The 15,970-nt window shown below is 68.2% G+C and carries 13 protein-coding genes and 1 pseudogene; 5 read left to right on the top strand and 9 right to left on the bottom strand.

Annotation, left to right across the window (positions count from 1 at the left end; translation table 11 throughout):
• Positions 1-15: 15 nt before the first annotated feature.
• The 5 genes from ACIBK9_RS46965 to ACIBK9_RS46945 form a co-directional block, all read right to left on the bottom strand.
• Positions 16-282 carry a WhiB family transcriptional regulator gene (locus ACIBK9_RS46965; protein ID WP_397165568.1) on the bottom strand — a complete coding sequence of 89 codons (267 nt, stop codon included), beginning with the start codon at positions 280-282 and terminating at the stop codon, positions 16-18.
• Between the two features lie 159 nt (positions 283-441).
• Positions 442-2,577: a hypothetical protein gene (locus ACIBK9_RS46960; RefSeq protein ID WP_397165566.1), complete on the bottom strand. Its 2,136-nt coding sequence runs from the start codon at positions 2,575-2,577 to the stop codon at positions 442-444.
• 478 nt (positions 2,578-3,055) lie between these two features.
• Positions 3,056-4,486 carry a hypothetical protein gene (locus ACIBK9_RS46955; RefSeq protein WP_397165565.1) on the bottom strand — a complete coding sequence of 477 codons (1,431 nt, stop codon included), beginning with the start codon at positions 4,484-4,486 and terminating at the stop codon, positions 3,056-3,058.
• Positions 4,487-4,721: 235 nt separating this feature from the next.
• Positions 4,722-5,045, bottom strand: coding sequence for a hypothetical protein (locus tag ACIBK9_RS46950; RefSeq protein WP_397165563.1), 324 nt, complete (start codon positions 5,043-5,045; stop codon positions 4,722-4,724).
• Complete coding sequence (locus ACIBK9_RS46945) at positions 5,042-5,191, bottom strand: hypothetical protein (protein WP_397165561.1); 150 nt, start codon at positions 5,189-5,191, stop codon at positions 5,042-5,044. The genes ACIBK9_RS46950 and ACIBK9_RS46945 overlap by 4 nt, the downstream gene beginning before the upstream one ends.
• 355 nt (positions 5,192-5,546) lie before the next feature.
• On the opposite strand from ACIBK9_RS46945, the gene ACIBK9_RS46940 reads away from it, so the two are divergent.
• Positions 5,547-5,960: a GntR family transcriptional regulator gene (locus ACIBK9_RS46940; RefSeq protein ID WP_397165559.1), complete on the top strand. Its 414-nt coding sequence runs from the start codon at positions 5,547-5,549 to the stop codon at positions 5,958-5,960.
• Between the two features lie 349 nt (positions 5,961-6,309).
• Here ACIBK9_RS46940 and ACIBK9_RS46935 read toward each other — a convergent pair whose 3' ends face one another.
• Together ACIBK9_RS46935 and ACIBK9_RS46930 are read right to left on the bottom strand one after the other, a co-directional pair.
• Complete coding sequence (locus tag ACIBK9_RS46935) at positions 6,310-6,504, bottom strand: hypothetical protein (RefSeq protein ID WP_397165558.1); 195 nt, start codon at positions 6,502-6,504, stop codon at positions 6,310-6,312.
• Positions 6,505-6,594: 90 nt separating this feature from the next.
• Positions 6,595-7,269: a hypothetical protein gene (locus ACIBK9_RS46930; protein ID WP_397165556.1), complete on the bottom strand. Its 675-nt coding sequence runs from the start codon at positions 7,267-7,269 to the stop codon at positions 6,595-6,597.
• Positions 7,270-7,512: 243 nt separating this feature from the next.
• Between ACIBK9_RS46930 and ACIBK9_RS46925 the strand changes: the two genes are divergently transcribed.
• Positions 7,513-7,767 carry a GntR family transcriptional regulator gene (locus ACIBK9_RS46925; RefSeq protein WP_397165554.1) on the top strand — a complete coding sequence of 85 codons (255 nt, stop codon included), beginning with the start codon at positions 7,513-7,515 and terminating at the stop codon, positions 7,765-7,767.
• Between the two features lie 380 nt (positions 7,768-8,147).
• On the opposite strand, the gene ACIBK9_RS46920 is transcribed toward ACIBK9_RS46925, so the two are convergent.
• On the bottom strand, positions 8,148-8,999 hold the full coding sequence (locus ACIBK9_RS46920; protein ID WP_397165553.1) for a tyrosine-type recombinase/integrase: 852 nt from the start codon (positions 8,997-8,999) through the stop codon (positions 8,148-8,150).
• A gap of 329 nt (positions 9,000-9,328) precedes the next feature.
• Here ACIBK9_RS46920 and ACIBK9_RS46915 point away from each other — a divergent pair, with 329 nt between their 5' ends.
• Positions 9,329-9,787 (top strand): hypothetical protein, encoded by a 459-nt coding sequence (locus ACIBK9_RS46915; RefSeq protein WP_397165552.1) that lies wholly within the window; start codon positions 9,329-9,331, stop codon positions 9,785-9,787.
• A gap of 509 nt (positions 9,788-10,296) precedes the next feature.
• On the opposite strand, the pseudogene ACIBK9_RS46910 reads toward ACIBK9_RS46915, so the two are convergent.
• Positions 10,297-10,893 (bottom strand): annotated as a pseudogene (locus ACIBK9_RS46910) (transposase); the annotation flags it as partial.
• Positions 10,894-10,974: 81 nt separating this feature from the next.
• Here ACIBK9_RS46910 and lanL point away from each other — a divergent pair.
• Positions 10,975-13,641, top strand: a complete 2,667-nt coding sequence (lanL, locus tag ACIBK9_RS46905) for a class IV lanthionine synthetase LanL (RefSeq protein WP_397165550.1) — start codon at positions 10,975-10,977, stop codon at positions 13,639-13,641.
• A 261-nt stretch (positions 13,642-13,902) separates the two neighbouring features.
• Complete coding sequence (locus tag ACIBK9_RS46900) at positions 13,903-15,684, top strand: ABC transporter ATP-binding protein (RefSeq protein ID WP_397165548.1); 1,782 nt, start codon at positions 13,903-13,905, stop codon at positions 15,682-15,684.
• Positions 15,685-15,970: the final 286 nt, after the last annotated feature.

Genomic DNA, 15,970 nt, shown 5'->3' with positions numbered 1-15,970 from the left:
TGGGTAGTTGGTCCGTCAGACAGCGAGGTCGAGCTGCTGTAGGTGCTGGCGCTCCTGTGGTGTGAGCCCGCCGTAGATGCCGTACGGGATGTCCTCAGCGAGGGCGTAGGCGAGGCAGGCCGCGCGGGCAGGGCAAGCGGCGCAGATGCGTTTGGCGGGGCCGGCCGGGGCGCCATGCTCGGGGAACCAAGCCTCTGGGTCGGCCTCGACGCAGAACGCGCCATCCATCCACGAGGTGGCGGTCACATAGTCGTCCATGTCGGCGAGAGCGTCGATCAGCATGGGGCTTCCTTCGTCACTTTGAGTAGTTCGCGTGATGTCCACGGGATGTCTACGAGCGATGTCCCGGAGACATCGTTTGGACATCCACCCCCCGCGTACGCGCGCACGTGTGGAGAGGTCCGGGAGCGGGTGGGGCGGTCGCCGGGGGAGAGGGGCTCACTATCCGTCACTGTCCCCGCCTCCCGGGGTGTGGGACTCCAGTGGTGGCGCCGGGTCGGGCCCACCCTCTACCTGGGCCTCCCCGCCCCTGCCCGAGGGGCCATCTGGGGGTATCCGCAGCTGAGCATGTGGGCCTCCCTCGGCCGGCTTGGGGTCGTCTCCCCCTTCGGCTCGCCCGGACCGCAGCTCCTCCTCCGCCTCCAGCGCGCCCACGACCAGCTCGCGCTCCCCCGCGCTCCGCCGCCACTGCCCCTGCTTCGGCTGCTCGATCAGTCCCCTGCGCCGCCAGGCCGCCCGCCGTGCGCTCGCCCACGCGCGGCTGCGAGGCGAGACGGCGTCGTTGGACATCGCGGTGGTGACCAGGCCGGGGGAGAGGTGCACCTCCACCAGGGCCCGCAGGTGCGGGTCGGCGATCTCGGCCGTGAGCGCGTCCATCTCGCCGGGAGGCTCGATCGTCTCGCTCACCACCAGGCGGGGTCGGCCATCAGCAGCGGCCACACGCCGCCCCTTCCGGCCCGCGCGTTCCCTCGCCTCCCGGACCATCTCCCGCTGGCGGTCGCTGGCGTGCTGCAGCAGCGTGTCCGGCAGCCCCGCCCACCTGTCCCGGTAGAACGGCAGCCGGTCCGCGGTCGAGGGTTCCAGCGTGGGCGCGATCCCTTCCGTCGCCGCTGCGGCCTCCATCAGCATCACGTCCGTCACCTCCGGCGTGAACAGCAGCGTTGTGTCATCGGAGCCGGACGACTGGACGTAGAACGCTCCAGGAGGGAGCTCGCTCGTCCTGAACCGGTTCCAGCCGCGCAGCAGGAACTGGGAGTCTGCGTCGTTGCGGGTGCGGCCGGCGAAGCTCGTGGTGAAGTTCGGCAGCAGCTTTGGATGCACCGAATCCTGGTTGAAGTACTGGGTGGCGCCGTGAACGGCGAGGTTAAACGCCCGCCCTTCCGACGTCACCTTGTTGGTGTCCTCGACGATCGCCGCAGCTGCCTTGCGGGTTTTGGCCCAGATGACGCGCACCTCATCGGCGAAGATCTCCACAGCAGGCCACTCCCGGGTAGCGGGGAGGACCTGGTTGTGCTCGGGCAGCAGCAGCTCGGCGCGTAGGGGAATCATCGCCGCAGCGTCGGCCATCATCTCCGCGGCCTGCTCCTCCGTGACGGCGATCCGGTCGATCCGGGGCAGCAGGTGGGCGTACGCCTTGCCGCCCGACTTGAGGTCGATCACCCAGATGAGCTTCGGCGTGTAAGCAGCAAGCAGGGCCCGTAGGCGCAGCAGGTTGGACTTGGTGGAGCCCGTCTTGCCGCCGTACAGGCCGTGGATCGACCCGTAGCCCTCGACGAACGGCCACACGTAGAACGGCTCACCGTCGTCGGTGCAGCCCAGCCACACCGCGTCGTAGGCCGTCGTCGGCATCTGCGGCGGGTCGAACGCGACCGTGCGTGCTTCGATGCGGCCTTCCTGCCAGATCAGTACTGCTCGGGCGGAGGAGGTGTGCTTGGGGTCCTGCCTGATGTCGCGGATGCTGCCCTTCGGCCAGTGCATGCCGGTCTCGATGTGGCGGCGGGCGGCGGGCTTGTCGATGTCCTCCCGGGTGACGTTCACGGGCAGGCGGAGCGGGAAGGCCACCTGGCCGGCGCCGGTCACTTCGGGCCGGGTGACGGTGACGCCGGCGAACCCGTTCGCGGCGAACACCATCGGCAGGGTGGCAGCCCAGTTGCGGACGCGCTCGCGCAGGTGCCGCCATGCGCGCACGTCACGCGGCAGCCACCAGGCCGCGACAACGGCCAGGGTGAGGGTGAGCCAGGCCACGTTGAGGATCTCGGTCGGCCCCCACACGGTGGCCGCTGTCATCCACAGGCCGAGCACTACGAGCGCTCCGGCTACCGTGTCGGCCTGCACGGGCAGCACGCCCGTCCGGTCGACAAGCACTCGCGCTGCAGCGGCCAGAACAGCCATCGCCATGGCCACGGCTGCCCACGGGGCGGCCAGCAGGTGAGCGGCAGCAGCGAAGACGTACAACGCCGAGCACGCCCACCAGACGGCGTGGAGGTCCCGGTGCCGCCACAGCCGCCGTCCGATACGCCGGGCGAGCCACCATCCCGGTACTCGCGCCAGCCACCACAGGAGCGGAACCGGCCACACCAGCAAAAGGACAGGCAGCGGCAGGCGCACGAACCACGGCGCCTTGCCCTCAGGGAGGGGAGGTGCTGGCACCAGCTCAGTGCCTGTCCCGCCCTCGCGGTGAGCGGTCAGTGCTCCCCGGGCTGGGCGCCGCATCAGATGCCACAGCGTCGCGGCGACACCGACGAGGAGCAGTGACAGCAGCATCAGGTGTCCTCAGGGGAGGGGAGCGTCTGCGGCGGGTCGAGTGAGCCGATGCCGGCGGCGAGGACCACCAGGACAGCAGCGATGCCATGGAGAGCGTGCCAGCAGAACCGGGCGCACGCGGCCAGCAGGAGTAGGGCGACAACGACGGCGATCTGGAGTGAGCGGCCTGCGATCCGCCTCCATCCGCATGCCTGGAGTTGAGCGCGGATCTGGCTCGGGGTGAGCGCCTCGGGCGACACCTCGCGCACACCACACACGAGTAGGGCTAGGAACAGCCACGGCAGCAGAGTTATCACGCCATGCTCCGCCTCGGGTCGGCCTTACGTCGCTGACGCCACGGCAGCTCGGCAACCCACTCCTTGCGTTTACGGGAGGCGTGGGCGGGATCGACGTCCGCATGGGTGGCGAGATCCTTGACAGTGGGGTAGCGGTCTTCGGCGACTTCGCTCTCCCAGAAGTCACGCATGACCTGCGTCTTGGATGCGTCCCGAGGGTCTTCGTTGACTCCGTTGTTGACGCCGCCGCCGATCAATTCCGGGGTCAACAGCGGGGTCATGTACGGGTCGGCCGCAAGTAGCTGCGCAAGGTCGTACGAGGCGTTGTCGTTGACGTCGAACTTGAGTCCCCCGTTGACCGATTCGACGGTCAACGGGGAGGTCATCGGGAAGGTCAACTTACCCGCCTCTCGGGAGGGCGGAACGGCACCGTTGTTGACCTTGCCGTTGATCCCAGAATTGACCTGCGCCGAGGTTACGTCGAAGGTCACACGCTCGGTCAACGCCATCAGCGTCACCGCCGCCTTGTCGAGCGCGCGCTGGGTAGCCTCCGCCGAATCGAACCGCTGCTCCTGTTCGATCGCGGCGATGGCCTCGGCGCGCTTCTCCTGCGTGACGGGGTCGGCCCAGCGGGCGATCCGCTGACGGGCGACGAGGGCGTCAACGCTGCGCAGGGTGTCGATCTGGTCGAGCAGCGCCTGCTGAGCCGTCTCGTCGGAGGCGAGGCCGGCGTGCTCGACTGCCTGCGCGACCCTCTTGCGGAACAGGCCGAGCGCCTTGCGCCGCTTGCTGGGCTTGGCGTGCTGCTGGTCGTCCACCCGCAGGACGGCGAGCGCTGCTCGGCTGATGCGCCGCTGACGGTCGACGTCGCCCGCGGTCCTGTCGGTTGCCTCCGCTAGGCCGAGCCGCACTAGGACGCGTTCGGGGGTGAGCCGCCAGTTGATGCGGCCGGTGCCGCGGATGCGGTGGCGTTCGATGGCCATGCCGCGCTCCCAGAGCCAGGCGGCGACCAGCGGGGCGGCCAGGCGGAAGACGGCCTCGGGGAGGCTGCGGGCGTCCATGCTGGACAGGACGGCGGTCAGGCAGGTCAGCGCCCACACCGCGATGCCGTCGATGCCGGCGGAGAAGTTGGCGCGCATGTTGCGGCGGGCGCGTACGGCACTCGTGATGATCGCGACTTCGATGAAGGCGAACAGCAGCAGCCGCAGCGGCCCGTCGAGGCCCAGCACGTCCCCTGAGAAGCGCCACATGCCCTGCGCGGACACGCCCGTCGCGATGGACGCGGCCACGACCGTCAGCAGCTCCTCGATCGGCTTGCCGGAGAGGAGACGCCGGCCCTGCGCCATGAGGCCGCGCAGGAGGAAGACGGACAGGACGAGCCCGAGAATCCCGGCGATCCATGGGACGTACCACGGGACAGGTCCCGTTAATTCAAGTAGGTTCTGCATCGATCGGTCCTCTCGGTGATGCGGGAGTCCGGTTGCAGGGCCTCTCGCTCGGGTTGCAGCCTGAGCGGGAGGTCCTTATTCGTTTGTGGAGGTTGGTGGCCGTCCCTGGGGAGGTCCCGGCCCGCAGCGAGCGCCACGACTGGTGGAAGTCGGGCGGCGCGAGCCCTCCCTCAGGGGCGGCGTCTGCACCCCTGCCCTGGCCCCCTCCAGTACCAGGGCAGGGGTGGTCTAAGGGTCAGCGCCGAAGATGACGCAGATAGATGCCGTATGCCCTCTGCATCAGCGCGACGCGTAGATCACCTTCGGAGATGCGGCCCTTTGCCGCCGCCTTGGCGTAATCGCCGGTGATCGGCACGGGCCCCAACTGGTTCAGCATGTAGAGCAGAGTCACTGCAGCCAGCACGTCGCAGTCCTCGGCGGGCCGCCACGGCTTCGTCTGATGGCCTCGCCGGCCAGCCTCGGTGAGCCACCAGCCGCCTTCGGCGTCGATCTCGAAGGAGTAGACGGCACCTTCGGGAGCGATGGCGGCGAACTCGTCGCGGAAGTCGCGGGGGATCACGGCTTGTCCTTCGGTTCCGGAATGACCTGCTTGACCAGGTGGCCGGCTGCGCGCTTGCGGCAGGCAGTCCCAGTGGGGCCTTCCCAGTCGCCGTCGGCGTTCTCTTCGACGGTGTCGCCGCACGCCAGGCAGAAGAGGAAACCCATCACGCGCCTCCCGTCTGTCTGCACGGGGCGATGCTGCGACGCAGCCGGGCGGCGGTGAGGCGGCGCCACTGCCTGAACAGCAGCAGCTCGTCCTCGGCGCGGGCACGCCGCAGAAAGCCGTCTGGGCATGGCGAGTCGTGGCGCACGTCTTCAGCGGGGGGAGGCCCGTCATCTCCGCTGGAGGTGACCGGGCTCTCCCGGCTAGGCAAGTCGGGGAGGGCCATGGCACGACCATAGGCAGTTACTCATCAGTAGTCTAGGTAATAGTCTTCAAATCATCATCTGATGTCCTTAAGATCCCTAAGTAGATTGAGCTAAATGAAGGACTGATGGTAGGCAGACCTACCGTCGAACCGTGATCGACTATGAGTCGGAGTTCCCCGTGTACCTGCAGGTGGCGAACCTGATACGCGCCCGTATTGAGGCGGGGGAGTGGCAACCCCGAAAGCGGCTGCCAACGGTCACTGACCTGGTGCACGAGTACGGCGTCGCCCGCAACACGATGATGCAGGCGATCGAGCACCTGCGAGACCTCGGCATCATCTACACGGTCCGGAACCGTGGATCGTTCGTCCGCCTCGGGTCGGATCTCGTCACTGTCATCGAGCTGGGGCCTGGGGCTCGCAGCTTCTCGCGACTGGCGAACTCAGACGAGCGCGAGCGTCTGGAACTCGATGAAGACGGATGGGTCACCGTGATCGAATCAGGCGACGGGGCGATCGAGGTCTACCCGGCCGGCCTGGTCGAGATTCACGGCCCCCAGCAGTAGGAAGAACGAAGGCCGGTTCGCTCGCCTCGCGTCAGACCGGCCTGTGCCCTACTTCTCCTTCACGTTGCTCCGCCGAGCGTCTGTAGGACGCTAGCTGTGACCACGCGCTTGACTCCGCCCACCTCGATCACTTGGGCAGGGAACTCGCCCCGCTTGATCAGCTCGTATGAGTAGCTGCGGCTGATCCCAAACGCGAGGCCGGCGGTGGGTGGGTCCACGGTGGCGGGCCACTGCTTGATCTCGTTCAAGGTGGGGACATCGGCTGGCGGCTTCTCGGCGAGAGATAGCGAAGGGTGCGCCTCCAGGAAATCTGCGAGAGCTCGAAGTGCTGAGATGATTACGTCTTGGCTCACAGGCCACCGCGGTTCTTGGCTGCCTTCGCTTTGCGCATCTTGAGCGTCATTGCCTCGTAGTAGGCCGTCCTGGCGTTCGTGGCGCGCTTCACTCTCTCGGCGTACGGCATCGTGGAGTCGGGATCCACGCGCTCAAGCCAGTAGTCCAGCGATGCGGGGGAGCGTCGCCGCATGTTGACGGTGGCGGCCAAACGGTCGGTCTCCTTCGCCCAGCGGGCGTTGGCCGCGATGCGGGCGATAGTTCGTCGTTCAGCGGGAGTGGGCATGTACAGCCTCGGCTCTCACAAGTCGGCAGGCACCCAGAAGTAGCACTCCTCGCCGCTGGAGAACCCGCCATCTGTGGGAAGGATGGTGACAGTGATGTAGCCAGGTGCGTACGTCACCAGGTTGTTGGCGAGCGTCTCGCCGCCTTTGGAGACGCGCTCCCAGTAGCAGCCCTTCAGGCCCTTATCGAGGGTGCGGTAGCGGCCCGGCTTGATGCCTCTCTTGCCACCGACCTGGTGTTCGCCGTCGTCAAAGCCGCCCATGGCTTGCTTCCACGTCTTGATGTACTTGGGGCAGAAGTGCAGGACGGCGCTGCGCTCCACGGACCCGATCATGCTCTTGTAGGTGGCGATCCCTTCGACGTTGGGAGGATTTCCGCCCTGGTCGTCGTAGATCGTTTCTGAGCTGCCTTGGCCGCAGAAGTCGTGCCCGAAGCTGATCAGGTCTTCGTCGGTGGCGTCTTGGTAGCCTTCCGGGAGCTTCTTTCGGGCGTCCCTGATGAACGCCTTCTCCTTGCCGGTGAGCTGCCGGGTGGAAGTGGGTGTCTCGCTCGCGGCCCGTGTAGTGCTCTCCGTCGTCTCTGCGGGGAGGGAGGAAGCCGGCGTCGCGGCGGTGGGAGCTGCCGTGGTTGAAGTCGAGCAGGCAGTCAATGAGGCCGCGATCACGGCTATGCGGACCGTGCGTAAGCGCATGGCGTGACTCCAGAGACGGAAGGTCCGGACGAAAGAAGACGCGCTGCCGCCGACTGTGGAGTACACAAGAGAGCGGCGGCGTGGGCCCGACAGCTCCGTGAGGAATCTGCTTCCACGCCGCCGCGTTCACCCCCTCTTACCCTCGTTTGTCATGGGCATGCCTAGACACGCCTAGGCATGTCTGGGGCTGTCTGGGCGGTTCCCGGCGGACTGGGGGCGTCCTGGGATCACTACCGTTCTTCCATGATCAATTGGGAGCCTGATCCTGAGCGGCCTCGCTGGGTCCAGCTCATGGAGGTTCTCCGCACGCGGATCCTTGAAGGGGTCTACCAGCCGCGGACAAAGATCCCCAGCTTGACGCAGTTGACCCAGGAGTTCGGGGTTGGAATGAACACCGTGCGCCATGCAGTAACGGACCTGGAGGAGCAGGGGTACGTGCTGCCGGTGTCCTCGCTTGGCACGTTCGTTCGGCCGAAGGAAGGCTGGCCGAAGGTGTGACCTATCCGGTTGTCTGCGCGATCAGGAGTTGCTGGCATAGGACGGCAGACAGGGCGTCGAGGTCGGGCTGTAGGACGCAGTCATGCAGGCCGGCGGCGGCCTGTGCTGGCGTAGGGGGAGCGATGCGGACAGCCGTCCACATTTCATTCCGCCTGTGTCGAATGCGCCAGCCTGGATAGGTCTGCTCTATGAGGGCGAGCTTGTGATCTTCGGTGCTGTATGTGGGTTCTGGGTGGGATGACGTCATTGTCATTTGAAAGCTGCCCCCCTGGCCGCTTCTCGTTCCGGGTGTCCCGTCTTGCTCCCCCGTGTCGGGATCCGTTCATATTGCGTCATCTCTGGTTGATTCGGAAGGGTTCTTGAAGTCTCAACCATGACGGTCAAGTGACCGTCATGGTTACCTGCCATGTCTGGAGGGATTGCAGGGAGTGCCCGAGCGGTGGGAGTGGAATGGGAGTGGATCTCCGCGTTTCGCGTTGACGTGAGTTGAGATCCGTTGAGGCCGAACTTGGGCCTGAGCTGGGGGAAGAGTGTTTCGGTGCTGGTTCGCTACGGCGGATCGCGTTGTTCACACCGAAGAGGTCACTGGTTCGATCCCAGTATCGCCCACCAAGGTCAAGGGCCACATCCCAACATGGGAAGTGGCCCTTTTGATCTTTCCGGTGACCAGCTGAGTGACTGTCCCGCTCGGGGGCGTCACCAGGGAAGATCCGATCCATGACAGTCGCGCCGTCCTGGATGACGGGCTGGATCTGGTGCCGATAGACTTTCTTGGTGACTGCTGATCCGCTGGCATGTCCGATCAGCCGCGCGATGCTCTCGATGGGGACACCGTCTGCGGACAACAGTGACACGAAGCTGTGCCGCATCTCCCGAGGCGTCCAGTCGGCACCGACCAGACCGGCCCGCGTGATCACCCGGCGGAACTCGCGACGCACGTTGCCTGCGCTCATCATGGTGCCGTTCCGGGTGGCGAAGATCAGTCCCGCATCCTGACCATAGCCTGGGGCTGCGCCACGGACGTTCAGATGATCCCAGAGCGCGACCAGGGCCCGAACGCGTCGACGGGGAAGCCGGAGCGTACGGCGCGACTTGGGAGCCTTGGTGTCCCCGCCGGCACGCACCGACCGCCAGACATGGACGGCGAAGTCTTCGCGCTCCCAACCGTTCGAGCTGAGGCACACACCACTCAGGTTCCCTTCCTGGATCAAGGCAATGGGGCCGATCGTCACGCCGACCTCCAGTGAGGCCCGCGCATGCCTGCGAGTGCCCGGCTCGCTTGGGAGGCGTCCCCCCGTCACCTGCTGTCCTCTGGGAAGTGTCACGTGATCCGTCGTCACCGTGTAGGCATTCCCGCCCTCATAGTCACAAGCGTCTGCCTCTCCGCGCTGGCCGCCGGTGATCTCGGGGTGTTGTGGTGCATGACGTTGTTCGCGGCACCGGACGCGAGCGTCCAGGTGACGCGGCCGAACGTGGTCCTGTTGATCCTGGCGGGACTGGTGGTGGCCTGGCGTTGTGGGAGTTCCTGCCCGGGCCGCTGGCGGAGCAGGACCGGGACGCAATGCGGTTGCGCGTAGTGCTGTACGTCGCGGCGGCGTCCGCCCTGGTCACCCCGTTCCTGACGGCCTGGTCTCCGTGGGTGGCGGTGGTGACGTTCGCGCCGATGCTCGGGGTCGTGCTCCTGCTCTCTCCAGCCCTGGGAGGCACCCGAAGACATGTCCTCATCCTGCGTGTCAGCGGCGCCCTGGGATGCGGGTGCGCCGCCGTCGGCTTGGGGTTGGCGTTGGCCGGGCACGCAGTCGGAGCGCTCGCATCGGTCGCCGACTTGGCGTCCTTGATCTGGAACGTGCTGGCCCCGCGGGCGCAGCGGGACGACAACCGCTTCCAGCGGGCCACTGTCAAGTACGGCATCCTCGCTCTGGTGCTGCCCGTCGTGCTCACGATGGCGGGCACGACGACGTCGTGGCGGTCGCCGGTCTCCTGGCCGTGGTCTGGCTGGCCCGTTCCGCCGACTTCATGATCCCTGGTGCCGAGCGCAAGGCCGCGTAGCTGACCCACTACCTCTTTCGGTGGGACGACGGCAGCCGGGGGAGTGAGAGATTGAGTGACAAATTGAGTAAGACGTCAGGGAGGCCCGCCGCAGCGTGACCATGCACATGAGTGCCCACCAAATGTGGACCTGAGGAGCAAATACGCCTGATCACCTTGTCAATATGCCTGCTGCACACCGAAGAGGTCACTGGTTCGATCCCAATATCGCCCACTCGTCAGGTGCAGGTGGAGGGTTTTGAATGCTGTGTCCTGGGTTGAGTAGAGGTGGGTTACTGGAATCTTGTGCCACTTGATGAGAGGAAAGTGGCAAAGGACGACGGGGCTACCAGCCAGAGCTCCGGCGCAAGGTGCCGGCCCTTCTCGAGGCGGGGCGCAAGGTCACCGACCTGGCGCACGATCTGGAGATCAACAGTCAGACGATCCATACCTGGCGGTGGCAAGACCGCATCGATCGCGGCTTGGAGCCCGGCTTGACCAGCAGCGAGAAGGCCGAGCTGGTGGTCGCCAAGTGCCGCAGATGGCCTCCACCCGCCCGTGGTGGGCGTCGGAGACGACCAGGTGGACGCCGGACAGGCCGCGCGCCGTCAGGGTGCGCAGGAAGGCCAGCCGGTCGGCGCCGTCTTCGACCGGGTCGTCCTGACGTTGTCCGAGCCTGGTTCCGAGCCGGCTGTGGGCGGCATCCAGGGGCACGCCGTGAGCGCGCCCGGAAGGGAGGTGTTCTCGCGGGTCCTGGCCGCTGCGCCGGCACCCGGCAATGTCCGGGGCATCGGCATCCGTCCCCACGTTGTCGTCGACGCGCCGGCAGCCGGTGCCATGACGGGGGCGATCGCCAACCTGTCCGGCGGCGCGATCGTCGACTGGGCCGACCGGCTCCTGGCAGGTGATCGCCGAGCACCTCGCCGTCCTGGACGCCACGCTCGCCGTGGACGACGTGTCCTTGGACGCCGCGCTCAACGCTCCAACGAACACGATCTCCGAGAGCCATTCAACGGACGAAACAAAAAGGCAAATAAATGCGGCCGGTAAAGCGGGTCGCGCTCTCCTGCGGCCGGGAAACCGGCCTTCACCTCGCATTCAATTCATTTCCCATTCATCTGCAAGAGCATTTAGCGACTCTCGGTTCGCAGGAGAGCGGCGAGAGCGGAAGCGGGTTACGTGGGCACGCAATCGGAAGACCCGGCCATTCTGCGCGACATCGTGACCGCCGAACTCGGGCGCGCGGCCGCGCGGGAGTGGTCGATCGCCGAGGACGACCTGTGGTGCAAGGTCACTCCCGACGCCTACCCGATGCCCCACCAGGGATGGAAGCTGCACGTCTCCGCGACGATGCTCTCCGCCCCGGTGACGCTCGCCCGCGTCTCGCGAGTGCTCACCGAGGCCCGTTGCGCCTTCAAGTTCCCCGCCCGGCTGAGCGACTATTGGAAATTCCTCGAACCGCACTGCAGCCGGGCGCAGGCCGGGAAGTTCATCACCGCCTATCCCCTCGACGACGCCGAGTCGGTACGCCTGGCCGCCTTGCTCGATGACGTCACCCGGGGACTTCCCGGCCCGGTGATCCTTTCCGATCGTCCGTACCGGGCAGGCGGGATCGTCCACTACCGCTACGGCGCCTTCAGCGGGCATCGTGTGCTCGGCAACGATGGGTTCTACGAGATTCGGCTGCGTTCTCCGGAGGGCCGGCTCGTTCCCGACGAACGGCGGCCGAGTTTTTCCCCGCCGCCGTTCGCGATCTGCCCGTTCGAGGTTCCGGGGGTGAGCCGGCGCCCGCGGGCGTCTGCGGTGATGCTCAATGACCGGTTCATCGTCCGTAAGGCCGTACGGCATGCCAACCGGGGCGGCGTCTACCTCGCCGAGGACACCGCCACCGGCCACGAGGTCGTCGTCAAGGAGGGGCGTCCGCACGCGTGCGCCGATCTGAGCGGCCGCGACGCGCGGGATCGGATCGCGGCCGAACGTTCCTGCCTGGAGGACCTCGCCACGGCCGGGATCACGCCGGCCGTGGTGGACTTCTTCGAGCAGGGCGGCCACACCTTCCTCGTCGAGGAGTTCGTGCCGGGGATCACGCTGCAGCGCTGGTCGGACGAGAATGCCTGCCCCCTGGGCGAGGACGGGTTCGGCAGCGCGCCGGCTCAGGTCCTGCCCGTCATGAGCCGCCTGATCGCGTCGCTGAAGACGCTGCACGGCCGAGGCTACGTGTTCGGCGACCTGTCGCCGAACAACGTGATGATCTCGCCCGGCGGCGAACTACGGCTCATCGACCTGGAACACGCGGCCGTGCCGGGCACCACCGTCATGGTGGGCGGGACCCCCGGCTACCTCGCCCCGGAGCTGGCGGGCCACACGGGGGAGTTCCGGCCCGCCCCGCACGCAGCCGCCGACCTCTACAGCCTCGGCGCCATGGCGTACTTCCTGGCGGTCGGGGCCCACCTGGACCCGCCGGGCCCCGACCAGGCGGCCAGGGTGGCGGCGGTCGCAGCGGCCAACCCCACGCTCGCTCTGCTGCGACCGCTGGTGGAGGGCCTGCTGTCGGCAGAACCGGAGCGCCGCTGGTCGCTGGACAGTTGCCTCCGCTTCCTCACCGCGCTCGCCCCGGAGCGGGCCGCTCCCCACCACCGGTCCCGGCCGCCGCAGCGGATCGGCCGCCTGATCGACGACGGGATCGCGCACCTGGTGGAGACGATGGACACGGGCGAGGACGCCCCCTCGCCGTGGCCCGACACCGCCGACGGCGTCGAAGCCGATCCGTGCTCGGTCAACGGCGGCGCGGCGGGAATCCTCGGCGTCCTGACGCGGGCCGAACCGCACGTCCCGGCGACCGCCGAACTCGCCCGCTGGTTGAGGCGGCGGCTGGCGGCCGAGGACGTCTGGCCGCCCGGCCTTCACTTCGGGCGCTCCGGCGCGGTGTGGGCGCTGTACGACGCGGCGACGGCCATGGGCGACGCCGAGCTGGCCCGGTTCGCGGTGCGGACAGCGCGGCGGCTGCCCACCGACCACCCCAGCTCCGACATGACGCACGGACTGGCCGGATGCGGCACGGCGCTCCTGCACATCGCCCTGGCCTCGGGAGATCTCGCGCTACGGGACCGGGCCGCCGAGGCCTTCCAGAACCTGCACCAGGCGCGGTCGTACAGCAACGGCCACCCGCAGTGGCCGACGCCGCAGACGTTCGACTCGGGGCTGGCCGGGGCCAACCACTTCGGTTTCGCGCACGGCATCGCCGGCATCGGGACCGCGTTGCTCCACGCGGGCCGAGCCCTCCACCGGCCTGACTGGACGGCGACCGTCCACGAGATCGCCCGCGCCCTCCGCGAACACGCCGACGTGGACGGCGACACCGTCTGGTGGCCGACGCAGCGCGGCGACCTGTCTACAGTGCGCCCGCGCCGGCCGTACTGGTGCAGCGGCTCCTCCGGGATCGGCTCCTTCCTCGTGAGGTACTGGCGTGCCACCGGCGACCCGTCCGCGTTGGACCTGGCGCGCAAGGCCGCGGCGGCCGTGCACCGTACGCGATGGCAGTCAGGGCCGGTGCCGTGCCACGGACTGCCCGGCGACGGTGAATTCCTGCTCGACATGGCCGATTTCACCGGCGACGACCGCTACCGGCGGTGGGCGCGAGATCTGGCCGGATGTCTGGAGCTGCGCGCGGCCGATCGTCGCGGCCGCCTGCTCGTCCCCGGCCCCCGGGGAGACTTCCCGCCGACCTTTCTCGCCGGTACGGCGGGGATCGTCGCTTTCCTCCTCCGGCTGCGCGACCGGTGCGCCCGGTTGTGGATGCCGGAGGAGGCCCCCAGACTCGCCGCTCCCGCAGCGGGACGGCGATGACAGACGGCCGCACCACAGGCGGCCCCGGCATTCACAAGGAGGTGACGACCATGTCCTTCGACGTTGAGGACCTGCAGGCGCTCCAGGAGCTAGAGCCCGGCGCCAACGAGGCGCTCCGGCTGACCAACTGCATCAAGCACTTCGGCTGCACCGACAACTGACAGCCGAACCCGCCCGCCCGGACCCGGGCGGGCGGGGCCCTGTTCGATCCAGACGTCTGGTCAACAGCGTTCGGTCAAGAGACAAGGACAGGCCCGGCCCGTGCACGATCGTTCCCGCTTCGATTCGGAGCCGCCTCCCGCCCCCGGGACCTGGCGCAGGGTCGTACGGCTGTTCATGCCGCACCGGCTCGCCATCTGCTTCGTCGTCCTGCTCGTCGTGGCCTACTCCGCACTGAACGCCGCCGTGCCGTTGCTGACCCAGCTGGTCTTCGACCGGGCGCTGTTCGGCGCGGGCGGTCCCGACCTGCCGCTGCTCGCGCTGATCGCCGGACTGGCGGCGGCCACCGCCTGCGCGGTGGGCGTGGTGGACCTCGGCCAGACGTGGGTGTCGGCCCGCGTCGCGCAGCAAGTGGTGCACGCGCTGCGCGTGGAGCTGTTCGGCCGTCTCCAGCGCATGCCGCTGGCCTTCTTCGCCGCGACACGAGGCGGCGAGATCCAGTCGCGGCTGGCCAACGACACCGTCCAGATCGAGAACGCCGTCAAGGACACCTTGCCCAGCACGTTGTCCGGCGTGCTCGGATTCGTGGCCGCCGCCGGCGCGATGGTGGCACTGTCACCGCAGCTCGCGGGCGCCGCCCTGATCCTCACACCCGTCGTCGTCTGGGTGGCCTCCCGCTCCGGGCGAGCGCTCAAGAACCTGTCGGAGGTCAGCCAGCGCTCCCGCGCACAACTGTCGGCCATCGTGGCGGAGCGGCTGTGCCTGGGCGCCGTCATCCTGGCCAGGGTCCACGGCAGAAGCGCGGACGAGGCGGGCGGATTCGCCGCGGAGAGCCGGCGGCTGATCCGGCTCGGGGTACGGTCCGGGCTGGTGGCCCAAGGGGTGCTGAGCGCGGGACACGTCTTCTTCGTGCTGACCCCGTACCTGGTGTTCGTGGCGGCGGGCCTGTCCGACGGAATCACCCCGGGCACTCTGGTCGCCTTCACCGTGCTGCAGGCCAGGCTCTACCAGCCCCTTTGGCAACTCCTGCACATCTCCACCGACTTCCGCTCCGCCCAAGGAGCCTTCGAGCGGGTCTTCGACTACCTCGACATGCGGCCCGAGCCCGAGCTGGAGCCCGGGCCCGAGCCAACCCCGGACCTCGTCTCCGGGCCCGGCGCGCTGGCCGTCCATGAGGTCATGTTCCGGTACGCCGCGGCGGAGCGGGACCGTCCGGCGCTGGACGGTGTGAATCTCACCCTGCCGGCCGGATCCACCACGCTGGTCGTCGGCCCGAGCGGCTCGGGCAAGACGACACTCGGCCACCTGCTGGCCGGCCTGCACCCGCCCACCGAGGGGTCGGTCCTGGTCGACGGGGCAGAGATCGCCCGTCCGTCACCCGGACGCGTCTGCATCGCCACCCAGGAGCCCTTCCTCTTCCAGGGGTCGATCGCCGACAACCTCCGGTACGCCGCCCCCGACGCCACCGCGGACGATCTCGTGCGGGCCTGTCGGCTCACCCGCGTCCACGAGCGGATCACGGCACTTCCGGACGGCTACGACTCGCTGGTGGGAGAGCGGGGAGCGCTGCTGTCCGGCGGCGAACGACAGCGCATCGCCCTGGCTCGCGCGCTCCTGGCCGACGCGTCGGTGCTGGTACTCGACGAGGCCACCTCCGCCCTCGACCCAATGACCGAGCTGGAGGTCGTCGAGGCGGTCCTGGCCGAGCGGGCGGGACGGACGACGGTGATGATCACCCACAGGTTCGGCGTCCTGGAGTCCTTCGACACCGTCGTGGCCCTGGACGGCGGCCGGGTGGCGGAACACGGAGATCGCCTCGACCTGCTCGGCGACCGCCACGGGTGGTACGCGCGGATGGTACGCGCCCAGACCGGCGTCGCATAAGGACTCCGCCCTGCGCCCTGCACCGCGTCGAACCCGTCGCACAGGGCTTGAGCTGCACACGTCCTTCAGATGGCTACGACCGCGGTCCTCATCGCCCCTACGAGGGGTTCCAACAAGTGCATGCTCCGCGTCTCGGGGGAGGGGCTGGTCCGCCGCCGCCGGTGGCTCCGCGTCGAGCATTCGTGGGTGTCATTCCTGAGGACGATCTCCAGCGAGCTCTACCCTCCTGGGTTGAGCCGGAGGTCCTCCGCACGTCAGAGGCGGCGGGCGTACGCGGTTGGCAGCG

Source organism: Nonomuraea sp. NPDC050227, assembly GCF_044459705.1.
GTDB lineage: Bacteria > Actinomycetota > Actinomycetes > Streptosporangiales > Streptosporangiaceae > Nonomuraea.
This window is presented reverse-complemented; position numbering and strand designations above follow the sequence as displayed.

What these genes read in the sequence shown, in the direction of transcription:
- ACIBK9_RS46965 (WP_397165568.1), bottom strand. Translation starts at nt 282, where the DNA reads ATGCTGATCGACGCTCTCGCCGACATGGACGACTATGTGACCGCCACC.
- ACIBK9_RS46955 (WP_397165565.1), bottom strand. Translation starts at nt 4,486, where the DNA reads ATGCAGAACCTACTTGAATTAACGGGACCTGTCCCGTGGTACGTCCCA.
- ACIBK9_RS46945 (WP_397165561.1), bottom strand. Translation starts at nt 5,191, where the DNA reads ATGGGTTTCCTCTTCTGCCTGGCGTGCGGCGACACCGTCGAAGAGAAC.
- ACIBK9_RS46930 (WP_397165556.1), bottom strand. Translation starts at nt 7,269, where the DNA reads ATGCGCTTACGCACGGTCCGCATAGCCGTGATCGCGGCCTCATTGACT.
- ACIBK9_RS46925 (WP_397165554.1), top strand. Translation starts at nt 7,513, where the DNA reads ATGATCAATTGGGAGCCTGATCCTGAGCGGCCTCGCTGGGTCCAGCTC.
- ACIBK9_RS46915 (WP_397165552.1), top strand. Translation starts at nt 9,329, where the DNA reads ATGCGGTTGCGCGTAGTGCTGTACGTCGCGGCGGCGTCCGCCCTGGTC.